Genomic DNA, 13,933 nt, shown 5'->3' on the forward strand with positions numbered 1-13,933 from the left:
ACTGCTTTGAGGTTGCAGATAGAACTGACGAAGTCAGCTCAAAACACCGTTTTGAGGTTGCAGATAGAACTGACGAAGTCAGCTCAAAACACCGTTTTGAGGTTGCAGATAGAACTGACGAAGTCAGCTCAAAACACCGTTTTGAGGTTGCAGATAGAACTGACGAAGTCAGCTCAAAACACCGTTTTGAGGTTGCAGATAGAACTGACGAAGTCAGCTCAAAACACCGTTTTGAGGTTGCAGATAGAACTGACGAAGTCAGTAACATATACATACGGCAAGACGAAGATGGCCTGGTTTGAAGAGTATGGAACAATCATAACTTATTTGAAGATTTTAAAAGATTGTAAGCTATTATATCTGGATAAATAAGTATTAGAAACTAAAGTGAGGAAAAAGATGTTTTTATATTTAAAAGGTTTAGGAAAATTTCGTAAGTCAAAAGCTTATGGATTGGTGGGATGTCTGGCATTGGTGAGTATGATTGGATTGTCGATTCCTGATTTACCAGTTGTTGGAGGAAGAACAGTGTATGCTGACGTCATTCAAGGTGGCGATGATATAAAAGATGTGAGCGTTCATGAGAAGTCCGCTGAGGGTGTTGCTATGACTTATACCACTTATGATAGTGGTACGAGTGGAAAACAAACCGCGTCTGGCAGTGGTGTCTTTGTAGCGCCGAATGTCATGGTAACCGTAGCTCATAATTACTATGATAAAAACCAAGAAAACAAGTCCGCGGTCTTGCGTGGTGGGGAGTCTGCTCGTAGTTATGTTGTGATGAACTCAGAGACGGAAAAGAACAATAAAGTACCTACTTCTGGTGTATCAGAAGCTCTTGAAAAAGACTCTATTCACTTATATAACGGCAACGACTTTGGTAAAGACTATAGCAACGACTTAGCAGTAGTGGTAACTAAAAAGCCTGTAGAAGCTATGACGGGTGGTGAGGACTCTCCAAGAGAGTTGAGCCATAAAGAGGTTTCTACTGGTGATAAAATCACTATGGTAGGTTATCCCAATGATTTTTCGACTCCGAATTTAAGTGAAGAAAACAAGAAGAGGTTGAAAGATGGTAAGGCTTATTCAGTCTCAACAACTGTAAGCAGTGTCAATAAAGAGAGCGGTGCAGTCACTTATCATTCCTCAGCTTTGGGAGGTTTTTCAGGTGCTCCTTTGTTTAATGGGAAAGGAGAGGTAGTCGGTATCCACCAGCACGGAACAAATACTTCAAACGCTCCTGAGAGTGAGCGTATTGGAGGTGGTACGATTTTTACGGAAAAGCACAGAGCTTGGATTCGTTCTATGATTGATAAATATGGTATAAAGGGTTGGTATATAGATGGTGCAAACCGTTACTACTATGATGAAAATCATATAGCTTTAAAAGATGTAGAGTATGAGATTGACGGTGCTTTGTATCGTTTTGATGAAAAAGGTCGAGCGACTTTAGTAAAAGGTGAAGAAAAAGGCCGCGTTCTACTTCGAGTGGAAGATACTAAAGGAACTCCTTTGATTTCAGATAAGGTTGTTCAGGAAGGTCCTGTTGGAAGTGGTTTGAATTTTCATTTAAGACAAAATCCAGACTTCAAACAGTTAATAGCAACTTCCCCAACAGCTAAAGTGGTATCTTACAATGGAGTTTCTGTCAACAAACTAGTAAGTGATACTAGTTGGTCTGATGAGTATGTCAGTAAGTTAGCTTTAGGTAATACCATTATAAAAGCTGTTGTTGACTCAGTAAATCCTTCATCTACTTCGTCTTCTGATTTCGCAAGAACGGAAGTTGGTAAGGTTGACTTGAGTGGCAAATCCAACTTACCTATGCCTAGTAAAGAGGTGTTACAAGCTCCGAATGGCTCAGAAAATTTCTATGCTACAACGCACATTCAAACGCCAGATGGGTCGGGGTCAGGTACTTTAATTGCACCCAATTTGGTGTTAACAGTCGCTCATAATTTTTTAACAGTTAAAGGTTCTGAGGTCGTTACGAAATCTGGTCGCACCAATACAGTGTATAAAGCAACCTTACCGAATGGGTTGTCTGTGCATTTTTCAGATGATGATATTGTTTATTGGAATAAAAAAGATTCCGTATTTGGATTTAAAAATGACTTAGCCTTGGTTCGACTAAAAGAAGATTTCAAAGCGGTATCTCCTGTAGAGGTGGTTTCTGAGTCAACTTCTATCGCTAAGGGTGAAAAAGTTTCGGTTTATGGTTTCCCGGACGGTCGTTTATCTCCAGTCTTGGATAGTGAAGTTGTAGATACTACTGATTTCGGTTCAGGTATTGAGGGTATCAGCTATGAAGGCACAAAACCCGGAGCGTCTGGTGGTGGTCTTTATAATGACAAAGGTACTTTAATTGGAGTTCACCAAAATGGTGTTGTAGGAAGCCGCAGTGGTGGTTTGGTTTTATCAAAAGAGCAACTGGATTGGGTTCGTTCTTATATTGAAGGTAAACCAAAAGAGCCTGTCTATGTAAGAGATGAAGTTTTGGTGGATGAGAAGGATAAGGATAAACTTCCTTCAACTCCAAAAGACGAAAAACAAAGTACACCTAAAATAGAGTCTGATAAAGATAAAGTAGAACCTCCTCTCAAACCGCAAAAGGAGCCGGAAACAGAGGTTATTACCACTTACGAAGGTGATAGTACCCTTGAGGTTGGAAAAGAGCGTACAGAGGATACTAAGGGTGAAAAAGAAGGTGTTCCACTTATTTACCGAGTAGTGTATAAAGGTACTAAGCCGAAAGTAGAAAAAGAATCGATTGCTTTTGATACTCTTTACCAAGGAGATGAAACAAAAGAGCTTGGTTTCCGTTCAGTTGTAGAGGGTAAAGGAGGGGTGGTTACTCGAACTACTACTTATCAAGTAGATAAGTATACAGGAGCGGTATCTTCTCAAGTTTCTGAGAAGAAAATAGCTCCTCAATCCAAGGTGATTACTTTAGGTATTAAACCCAACAGTGTCATAAAAGAACTTCCGATTACAGAGCGTTTTGAGGACTCTGAAGAGTTAGAGAAAGGGAAAACGGAGGTTGTTTCGGAGGGGTATGTAGGTAAAGAAGTTACTAAGGTGACTTATAAGGTCTTAGCTGATGGAAAGATTGTTGAAAATTCTCGTACAGTCGAGGTTACACCTATGAGAGAACGTGTGGTTCTTAAGGGTGTGAAGGAAGTGGTGTCATCGACGGAAGAAAACTCAAGTAATCTCAAAGAGGAAGTGGTATCTCCAGATAAAGTAGAGTTTCTAGTTCCAAAAGATGCGCCGATCAGAGAAGAACTGCCTGCGTCTAGTGAGGAATTTTCAGAATCAGAGGTTTTAGTATCGGGAGAAAAAATACCAGGCGACCTTGGGAAGTCTATAGTATCTTCAAAAGAACTAGTCCCTGAAAGAGTGGAAGTTCCAGACTTTGTGGCTAAAGTTACAGGTGGAGAAAAATTGACAGTAGAAGGGCACCGAGATGAGAGAAAAATAAAGACTCCATCAAAACAGGAAAGATTATCTAGCCCAGAAACCACTGCTCAATTCACAACGAACGGGACAGGTTCGTCATCGTTAACAGCTGTTTTTGGCGTTGAAGCGGATAACATGTCACTTTCTACTGTTGAACATTCTGTTATTACATATAATCAACAAAGAGGATGGCATAAGATAAATAATCAGTGGTATTTTAGAAATTCCGATGGGAAAGAACGGACAGGCTGGATGAAAGAAAATGATGCATGGTATTATTTTGATGCGAATGGAATCATGCAAACCGGTTGGATACAGGATACAGACGGTAATTGGTATTATCTCAAGGATAATGGCATGATGGAGGTAGGCTGGTTCCAAGATTCAAGTGGCGCGTGGTACTACTTAGGATCATCTGGTTCCATGGAATCCAATACATGGATTTATTATAAAGGAAAGTGGTACTATATCGATGCTTTTGGGAAACTACTTTTCAATTCGCTAACACCAGACGGCTATAGAGTGAACGAGTACGGGGAATGGATCAACTGATTTTGCTTTATGACCTATTGATGAGCAAGCGAGTAGTATAAAAAACATTAGAATTAATAGTCTAGGAAGTGGTAAGAGTTCTCTAAAACGGCTGATTTTGTAATCTTTTTTGTAAAATAGAGTCTTTAATAAATAATATGAGCAAGATTTATCTCTTTACAAGTGATTAGGATTAATAATTTTTAACTTTCTCGCTCCTTTTGTCTTTCTTTTCCGAATAAATAGGTAGTAGCAGTGAATCTAGTAAACCTAGATTTAAAAATGTGCTATAATGAAAGGAGAGGAAATATGATTCTAAGACATCCGGGCATTAGCCCGACCAATGATTTGGTTGCTAAGAAAATCTTTAGCAACCCAGAAATCACTTGTCAATTTATCCGCGATATGCTGGATTTACCAGCAAAAAATGTGACCATTTTGGAGGGAAGCAATATTCATGTCTTGACTTCCATGCCCTATTCGGCGCAAGATTTCTATACCAGTATAGATGTTTTGGCGGAGTTGGATAATGGTACGCAAGTTATCATCGAAATTCAGGTTCATCATCAGAATTTTTTCATCAATCGCCTGTGGGCTTACCTATGTAGTCAGGTCAATCAAAACCTAGAAAAAATTCGCCAACGAGAAGGTGATACACACCAGAGTTACAAACATATTGCACCAGTATATGCTATCGCTATCGTGGACAGTAATTATTTTCAAGATGACTTAGCTTTTCATAGCTTTAGCATGCGCGAGGATACGACAGGTGAGGTTTTAACAATTACAAACAATGGACAGGAAAACCATCTAGTCAAGATGGCGTTCTTGGAATTAAGAAAATACAGAGAAACCAGCAAAGATAGCATTCGCAAACCGTGGTTGGAGTTTTTTGGGAATAAACCCTTTACCCAGCAGCCCGAGCGAGCCATCAGCCAAGCAGACCAACTGCTGGACTACAAGAGCTGGTCCGAGGAGGACAGGAGAATGTTTAGTGAACAACGCAGGCGTGAAGAACAAGCATTATTGGCTCATGACTATGCTTTGGAGCAAGCTGAGGAAAAAGGTTTAGAGAGAGGTCTTGAACGTGGTCGCGCAGAGGGGATTGAACAAGGCATCGAAAAAGGTATTGAACAAGGACTTGAACGTGGGAAAGTTGAAGGAAGTTTGTCCATGCTACTAAATCTAGTCCGTCAAGGTATTCTAACTTCCGAGATTGCCAGTAAGCAGTTGGGTATGACTGTCGCTGAATTTGAGTCACTATTGAAAGATCATCATAAATAAGAATGTTGAATCTCAAATTCAAGTTAGGCAGAGAGAAGAAATTTTCAGAGAGATTTGCGATCCAACTATTTTTTAGGACAATCATTGCTTCACCTCTCGATGAAGGCAACTTTTTTAGAAGTCGTTTTTTTAGGTAAGAGGATTGACTTTAGGAAATCATCTACGAGTCAGTTTTTTTAAGTCCTCATATAGAGACTCTAGGCATAAAATCTTAAAAATCACAAACACGCATAGTATCAGGTAATTAAAAAAACTTGATATTATGCGTTTTATAGTGCATTGAATCTATATTAGGACACAACAATTCTTAAATCATTGTTAGAAATTGGTTTGAATTTTCCAATCAATTTGTTCGATTTTTACATCATTGCATTATATCATGCGACTATTAACCTTGTCTTCTCCTAAAATTGACTTTCTTGTTTTCTTATCTTGTCCACTCGAAACAAGTATTGTAAGAATTTGATTATTTTTGAAAGTACTTTTAATATATTTGATATAGTTAAAAAAGATTTGAAACTAAATTCCAAATTAGAAAAAGACTTGAAATACTAAAAAAAAGTATACTCTAATTGGAAACGGTAACAAAACTAATTTAGAGAATGAAATATAGAGTATTTCTCTCTTAAAAGTTTTTGGTGAAACGAGATGTAGAAAGGAGATTTAGCCAAAGAGTCTACTAGTGCTAGAATAATAGATTAGAATTATTTTAGAAAAACTAATACTCAATGAAAATCAAAGAGCAAACTAGGAAACTAGCCGCAGGCTGTACTTGAGTACGACAAGGCGACGTTGACGCAGTTTGAATTTGATTTTCGAAGAGTATAAGTGAGCAGCTTATAAATTCAATTTCCCAAATAGATTCATACTAGTATCTTTTGCAAAAAATAAAGGGCGACTTCCTTCATGAATATCAATTTCATCTATAAGGAAGGTAGCTCATTGAACTAACTTATTTATTCTGTTTGTCGCTAGAAAAATCAGACCTCCTTGTGAAGATTGAGGAGGTACTGAATGAAAATCAAAGAAGAAACTAGCAAGCTAGTAGCAGATTGCCCAAAACACCGCTTTGAGGTTGTAGATAAGACTGACCTATATAATCCAAGGTGAAGCGACTGTGGTTTGAAGAGATTTTCAAAGAGTATAGGCTAGAGAGTGTAGTGTTTTTATGTCCTTCTAGTAGAAAATGCTAGACAGAAGAATGGGGAACTTGGATAGGAAAAATAGATTGAGAAAGGAGGTTAGAAGAGATGATTATTACAAAAATTAGCCGTTTAGGAACTTATGTGGGAGTAAATCCACATTTTGCAACATTAATAGATTTTCTAGAAAAAACAGGACTAGAAAATTTAACAGAAGGTCCGATTGCTATCGATGGTAATCGATTGTTTGGGAATTGCTTTACTTATCTAGCAGACGGTCAAGCAGGAGCCTTCTTTGAAACTCACCAAAAATATTTGGATATTCATTTAGTTTTGGAAAACGAAGAAGCCATGGCTGTTACGTCGCCGAAAAATGTAAGCGTTACCCAAGAGTATGATGAAGAGAAGGATATTGAATTATACACAGGGAAAGTGGAACAGTTGGTTCATTTGAGAGCTGGCGAATGCCTCATCACTTTTCCAGAAGATTTACATCAACCCAAGGTTCGTATAAATGATGAACCTGTGAAAAAAATTGTCTTTAAAGTTGCGATTTCTTAATGTAGAAAGGGAAGAACGATGAAAAAAATGAGAAAGTTTTTATGTCTAGCTGGAGTTGCGCTAGCAGCCGTTGCCTTGGTAGCTTGTTCAGGAAAAAAAGAAGCTACAACTAGTACTGAACCACCAACAGAATTATCTGGTGAGATTACAATGTGGCACTCCTTTACTCAAGGACCCCGTTTAGAAAGTATTCAAAAATCAGCAGATGCTTTCATGCAAAAGCATCCAAAAACGAAAATCAAGATTGAAACATTTTCTTGGAATGACTTCTATACTAAATGGACTACAGGTTTAGCAAATGGAAATGTGCCAGATATCAGTACAGCTCTTCCTAACCAAGTAATGGAAATGGTCAACTCAGATGCTTTGGTGCCGCTAAATGATTCTATCAAGCGTATTGGACAAGATAAATTTAACGAAACTGCCTTAAATGAAGCAAAAATCGGAGATGATTACTACTCTGTTCCTCTTTATTCACATGCACAAGTCATGTGGGTTAGAACAGATTTGTTAAAAGAACATAATATTGAGGTTCCTAAAACTTGGGATCAACTCTATGAAGCTTCTAAAAAATTGAAAGAAGCTGGAGTTTATGGCTTGTCTGTTCCGTTTGGAACAAATGACTTAATGGCAACACGTTTCTTGAACTTCTACGTACGTAGTGGTGGTGGAAGTCTCTTGACAAAAGATCTTAAAGCGGATTTGACAAGTCAACTTGCTCAAGATGGTATTAAATACTGGGCTAAAATGTATAAAGAAATTTCACCTCAAGATTCTTTGAACTTTAATGTCCTTCAACAAGCTACCTTGTTCTATCAAGGAAAAACAGCATTTGACTTTAACTCTGGCTTCCATATTGGAGGAATCAATGCCAACAGTCCTCAATTGATTGATTCGATTGATGCTTATCCTATTCCAAAAATCAAAGAATCTGATAAAGACCAAGGAATTGAAACCTCAAACATTCCAATGGTTGTTTGGAAAAATTCAAAACACCCAGAAGTTGCTAAAGCATTCTTAGAATCACTTTATAATGAAGAAGACTACGTTAAATTCCTTGATTCAACTCCAGTAGGTATGTTGCCAACTATTAAGGGGATTAGCGATTCTGCAGCCTATAAAGAAAATGAAACTCGTAAGAAATTTAAACATGCTGAAGAAGTGATTACTGAAGCTGTTAAAAAAGGTACTGCTATTGGTTATGAAAATGGACCAAGTGTACAAGCTGGTATGTTGACTAACCAACACATTATTGAACAAATGTTCCAAGATATCATTACAAATGGAACAGATCCTATGAAAGCTGCAAAAGAAGCAGAAAAACAATTAAACGATTTATTTGAGGCTGTTCAGTAGATGTAAAAGACTAGAAAATAGGTGGGCTAGTGAGCTGAAAAGCTCTAGCCCAATCTTGTAAAAGAAGGGAGAAGGAGAATGGTTAAAGAACGTAATTTAACTCGCTGGATATTTGTTTTGCCAGCTATGATTATCGTAGGATTACTCTTTGTTTATCCGTTTTTCTCGAGTATTTTTTATAGCTTTACCAATAAGCATTTGATTATGCCCAATTATAAATTTGTTGGTTTAGCTAACTATAAAGCTGTGCTATCAGATCCCAACTTCTTTAATGCGTTCTTTAATTCAATTAAGTGGACCATTTTCTCATTAGTTGGTCAAGTTTTAGTAGGGTTTGTATTGGCTTTAGCTCTTCATAGAGTACGCCACTTCAAGAAATTATATAGGACCTTATTGATTGTTCCTTGGGCATTTCCTACCATCGTTATTGCCTTCTCTTGGCAATGGATTCTAAACGGGGTTTATGGCTATTTACCTAATCTAATCGTAAAATTAGGTTTAATGGAACATACACCTGCATTTTTGACAGATAGTACATGGGCATTCCTATGTTTGGTGTTTATCAACATTTGGTTTGGAGCGCCGATGATTATGGTTAATGTGCTTTCAGCTTTGCAAACAGTACCAGAAGAACAATTTGAGGCTGCTAAGATAGATGGTGCTTCAAGTTGGCAGGTGTTCAAGTTTATCGTCTTTCCACATATTAAAGTGGTTGTAGGGCTTCTAGTTGTTTTGAGAACTGTATGGATCTTTAATAACTTTGACATTATCTACCTTATTACGGGTGGTGGACCGGCTAATGCTACAACGACGCTTCCAATTTTTGCTTACAATCTGGGTTGGGGCACTAAATTGTTGGGTCGTGCTTCAGCAGTTACAGTGTTGCTCTTTATCTTCTTGATGGCGATTTGCTTTATCTACTTTGCTATCATCAGTAAGTGGGAAAAGGAGGGTAGAAAATAATGAAGAAGAAATCCAGTATTTATTTAGATATTCTCTCACATGCACTCTTGATTGGTGCGACTATTGTTGCAATTTTCCCATTGGTATGGATTATCATATCGTCTGTCAAGGGGAAAGGGGAATTGACTCAGTATCCAACACGATTTTGGCCTGAACAGTTTACATTAGATTATTTTATACATGTTATCAACGATTTGCACTTTATTGATAACATTCGAAATAGTTTAATCATTGCCTTAGCTACAACCCTTATTGCGATTATTATTTCTGCTATGGCAGCCTACGGTATTGTTCGATTCTTTCCTAAATTGGGAGCAATCATGTCGAGACTACTCGTCATTACCTATATTTTCCCACCAATTTTGTTAGCAATTCCCTATTCAATTGCCATTGCTAAAGTTGGGTTAACAAATAGTTTATTTGGCTTGATGATGGTTTATCTATCTTTTAGTGTTCCATATGCAGTTTGGCTCTTAGTTGGATTTTTCCAAACAGTTCCAATTGGAATTGAAGAAGCGGCTAGAATTGATGGTGCAAATAAATTTGTTACGTTTTATAAAGTTGTGCTACCGATTGTAGCACCAGGTATTGTAGCAACAGCCATTTATACATTTATCAATGCTTGGAATGAATTCCTGTATGCCTTGATTTTGATTAACAATACAGGAAAGATGACAGTAGCAGTAGCCCTTCGTTCACTTAATGGTTCAGAAATACTAGACTGGGGAGATATGATGGCAGCGTCTGTTATTGTAGTTCTTCCATCAATTATTTTCTTCTCTATCATTCAAAATAAGATTGCAAGTGGATTATCAGAAGGATCTGTGAAGTAATACTCAATGAAAATCAAAGAGCAAACTAGCCGCAGGCTGCTCAAAGTACAGCTTTGAGGTTGCAAATAAAACTGACGAAGTCAGCTCAGAACACGTTTTTGAGGTTGTAGATGAAGCTGACGAAGTCAGTAACCATACGCACAGTAAGGCGACGTTGACTCGGTTTGAAGAGATTTTTGAAGAGTATAAGTTAAAATTAGAAAGTTTATTCAATAATAAAGGAGAAAAAACATGGTTAAATACGGTGTTGTTGGAACAGGGGATTTTGGAGCTGAATTGGCTCGTTATATGCAAAAGAATGATGGAGCAGAGATTACTCTTCTCTATGATCCAGATAATGCAGAAGTAATTGCAGAAGAATTGGGAGCAAAAGTAGCAAGTTCCCTAGATGAGTTGGTTTCTAGCGATGAAGTAGATTGTGTTATCGTCGCAACTCCAAATAATCTTCATAAAGAACCAGTTATCAAGGCCGCACAACATGGTAAAAATGTTTTCTGTGAAAAACCAATTGCGCTTTCTTATCAAGATTGTCGCGAGATGGTAGATGCATGTAAAGAAAACAATGTGACCTTTATGGCAGGACATATTATGAACTTCTTCAATGGTGTCCATCATGCAAAAGAACTCATTAATCAAGGAGTTATCGGAGACGTTCTATATTGTCACACAGCTCGTAATGGTTGGGAAGAACAACAACCGTCAGTATCATGGAAAAAAATTCGTGAAAAATCAGGTGGTCACTTGTATCACCACATCCATGAGTTGGATTGCGTTCAATTCCTTATGGGGAGCATGCCTGAAACTGTAACCATGACAGGTGGAAATGTGGCCCATGAAGGTGAACATTTCGGTGATGAAGATGATATGATTTTTGTCAATATGGAATTTTCTAATAAGCGTTTTGCTTTGTTAGAATGGGGTTCAGCTTATCGTTGGGGTGAACATTATGTCTTAATCCAAGGAAGCAAAGGTGCCATCCGCTTAGACTTATTCAACTGTAAAGGAACTCTTAAGCTAGATGGGCAAGAAAGCTATTTCTTGATTCACGAATCGCAAGAAGAAGATGATGATCGGACTCGTATCTATCATAGTACAGAGATGGATGGAGCAATTGCTTATGGTAAACCAGGTAAACGTACTCCATTATGGCTATCATCTGTCATTGATAAAGAAATGCGCTATCTGCATGAGATTATGGAAGGAGCTCCAGTATCAGAAGAATTTGCAAAACTTTTGACAGGTGAAGCTGCCCTAGAAGCAATTGCTACTGCAGATGCTTGTACCCAGTCTATGTTTGAAGATCGCAAAGTAAAATTGTCAGAAATTGTAAACTAAATTTTGGTATTCTCCTATTATAGGTCGACTTGCTCCTCTGAAAGTACTTTTAGAGGAGCTGTTTGACTTGGCTAGTTTTTGAAACTGAAATCTATTATACTACAAACTCTTGAAAGCGTTTTAATTTTAAGGTATAATAATCTCATAGAAATAAAGAAAAAAGAAAGGGAGGAAAGAAGATGCCACAGATTAGTAAAGAAGCCTTGATTGAACAAATCAAAGATGGAATCATCGTTTCTTGTCAGGCTCTTCCTCATGAACCGCTTTATACAGAAGCGGGAGGGGTGATTCCCTTGCTGGTCAAAGCGGCTGAGCAAGGTGGAGCAGTCGGTATCCGAGCCAATAGTGTTCGCGATATCAAGGAAATTAAGGAAGTCACCAAACTTCCGATTATTGGGATAATCAAACGAGATTATCCGCCACAGGAACCCTTCATCACGGCTACTATGAAAGAAGTTGATGAATTGGCAGAACTGGACATCGAGGTGATTGCTCTGGATTGTACCAAGCGTGAACGCTACGATGGTTTGGAAATTCAAGAGTTCATTCGTCAGGTCAAGGAGAAATATCCTAACCAGCTCTTGATGGCGGACACCAGTACTTTTGAAGAAGGATTGGCAGCGGTCGAAGCAGGAATTGACTTTGTCGGAACAACCTTATCAGGCTACACATCCTACAGTCCAAAAGTGGATGGTCCAGATTTTGAACTCATCAAAAAACTCTGTGATGCCGGTGTAGATGTCATTGCAGAAGGAAAAATTCATACACCAGAACAAGCCAAACAAATCCTTGAATACGGAGTGCGAGGCATCGTTGTTGGTGGCGCTATTACTAGACCAAAAGAGATTACAGAACGCTTCGTTGCTGGTCTTAAATAAGATGTGAGGGGGGAGTTTTATATTTAAAGTTTTACAAAAAGTTGGAAAAGCTTTTATGTTACCTATAGCTATACTTCCTGCAGCAGGTCTACTTTTGGGGATTGGTGGTGCACTTTCAAACCCAACCACGATAGCAACTTATCCAATACTAGACAATAGTATTTTTCAATCGATATTCCAAGTAATGAGCTCTGCAGGAGAGGTTGTATTCAGTAACTTGTCACTACTTCTCTGTGTGGGATTATGTATTGGCTTAGCGAAACGAGATAAAGGAACCGCTGCGTTAGCAGGAGTAACTGGTTACTTAGTTATGACTGCAACGATCAAAGCTCTGGTAAAACTTTTTATGGCAGAAGGATCTGCAATTGATACTGGAGTTATTGGAGCATTAGTTGTCGGAATAGTTGCCGTATATTTGCACAACCGATATAGCAATATTCAATTACCTTCCGCTTTAGGATTCTTTGGAGGTTCACGCTTCGTTCCTATTGTTACATCGTTCTCTTCTATCTTAATTGGCTTTGTCTTCTTTGTTATTTGGCCACCTTTCCAACAACTTCTTGTTTCTACAGGTGGATATATTTCTCAGGCAGGTTCAATTGGAACTTTTCTATATGGATTTTTAATGAGACTTTCTGGAGCAGTAGGCTTACATCATATAATTTACCCTATGTTTTGGTATACTGAACTTGGTGGTGTTGAAACTGTTTCAGGACAAACAGTGGTTGGAGCTCAAAAAATATTTTTTGCTCAATTAGCCGATCCGGCTCATTCTGGATTATTTACAGAAGGAACAAGGTTTTTTGCAGGTCGTTTCTCAACAATGATGTTCGGTTTACCGGCTGCCTGTTTAGCGATGTACCATAGTGTTCCTAAGAATCGTCGTAAAAAATACGCGGGTTTGTTTTTTGGAGTTGCTTTAACATCTTTTATTACCGGTATTACAGAACCAATTGAATTTATGTTTCTATTCGTCAGTCCGGTTCTATATGTTGTTCACGCATTCCTTGATGGTGTCAGCTTCTTTATTGCAGACATCTTAAATATTTCAATAGGAAACACATTTTCAGGAGGTGTAATCGATTTCACTTTATTTGGAATTTTGCAGGGGAACGCTAAGACGAATTGGGTTCTTCAGATTCCATTTGGACTTATTTGGAGTGTTTTGTATTATATTATTTTTAGATGGTTCATTACTCAATTCAACGTTCTAACGCCAGGAAGAGGAGAAGAAGTAGATTCTAAAGAAATTTCTGAATCCGCAGATTCAACTTCAAATACTGCGGATCATTTAAAACAGGATAGCCTACAAATTATCAGAGCCTTGGGTGGATTAAATAATATAGAAGATGTAGATGCTTGTGTGACACGTTTACGTGTAGCTGTAAAAGAAGTTAATCAAGTTGATAAAGCACTTTTAAAACAAATTGGTGCAGTTGATGTCTTAGAAGTGAAGGGTGGCATTCAAGCAATCTATGGAGCAAAAGCAATCTTATATAAAAATAGTATTAATGAAATTTTAGGTGTAGATGATTAAGTACTTACTGACTTAATAAAAAATAGAGGAGAGTGATTGATGAGTAGGAAAAAA

At 38.0% G+C, this 13,933-nt stretch carries 10 protein-coding genes; all 10 read left to right on the top strand.

Annotation, left to right across the window (positions count from 1 at the left end):
• Positions 1-302: hypothetical protein (locus tag HT736_RS01755; protein WP_172930683.1), on the top strand; the 302-nt coding region annotated here is incomplete at its 5' end.
• Between the two features lie 97 nt (positions 303-399).
• The gene (locus tag HT736_RS01760; RefSeq protein ID WP_054392705.1) at positions 400-4,011 is read left to right on the top strand and encodes a trypsin-like peptidase domain-containing protein; all 3,612 of its coding nucleotides are present in this window, start codon (positions 400-402) and stop codon (positions 4,009-4,011) included.
• Between the two features lie 288 nt (positions 4,012-4,299).
• Entirely contained in the window at positions 4,300-5,274 is a 975-nt protein-coding gene (locus tag HT736_RS01765; protein ID WP_172930684.1) for an Rpn family recombination-promoting nuclease/putative transposase, read from the top strand.
• A gap of 1,250 nt (positions 5,275-6,524) precedes the next feature.
• Positions 6,525-6,977 carry a YhcH/YjgK/YiaL family protein gene (locus HT736_RS01770; RefSeq protein WP_050208634.1) on the top strand — a complete coding sequence of 151 codons (453 nt, stop codon included), beginning with the start codon at positions 6,525-6,527 and terminating at the stop codon, positions 6,975-6,977.
• Positions 6,978-6,995: 18 nt separating this feature from the next.
• Positions 6,996-8,333, top strand: a complete 1,338-nt coding sequence (locus tag HT736_RS01775) for a sugar ABC transporter substrate-binding protein (RefSeq protein ID WP_172930685.1) — start codon at positions 6,996-6,998, stop codon at positions 8,331-8,333.
• A gap of 78 nt (positions 8,334-8,411) precedes the next feature.
• On the top strand, positions 8,412-9,296 hold the full coding sequence (locus HT736_RS01780; protein ID WP_000237984.1) for a sugar ABC transporter permease: 885 nt from the start codon (positions 8,412-8,414) through the stop codon (positions 9,294-9,296).
• Positions 9,296-10,129: a carbohydrate ABC transporter permease gene (locus HT736_RS01785; RefSeq protein ID WP_000730466.1), complete on the top strand. Its 834-nt coding sequence runs from the start codon at positions 9,296-9,298 to the stop codon at positions 10,127-10,129. Before HT736_RS01780 ends, HT736_RS01785 begins: the two co-directional genes overlap by 1 nt.
• Before the next feature lie 231 nt (positions 10,130-10,360).
• Positions 10,361-11,464 carry a Gfo/Idh/MocA family oxidoreductase gene (locus HT736_RS01790; RefSeq protein WP_050208639.1) on the top strand — a complete coding sequence of 368 codons (1,104 nt, stop codon included), beginning with the start codon at positions 10,361-10,363 and terminating at the stop codon, positions 11,462-11,464.
• A gap of 179 nt (positions 11,465-11,643) precedes the next feature.
• Positions 11,644-12,342, top strand: coding sequence for an N-acetylmannosamine-6-phosphate 2-epimerase (locus HT736_RS01795; protein ID WP_001135655.1), 699 nt, complete (start codon positions 11,644-11,646; stop codon positions 12,340-12,342).
• Positions 12,343-12,361: 19 nt separating this feature from the next.
• Complete coding sequence (locus tag HT736_RS01800; protein ID WP_172930692.1) at positions 12,362-13,879, top strand: PTS transporter subunit EIIC; 1,518 nt, start codon at positions 12,362-12,364, stop codon at positions 13,877-13,879.
• Positions 13,880-13,933: the final 54 nt, after the last annotated feature.

The sequence above is a fragment of the Streptococcus sp. 339 genome (assembly GCF_013277285.1).
In the GTDB taxonomy this organism is placed as follows: Bacteria; Bacillota; Bacilli; order Lactobacillales; family Streptococcaceae; genus Streptococcus; species Streptococcus pseudopneumoniae.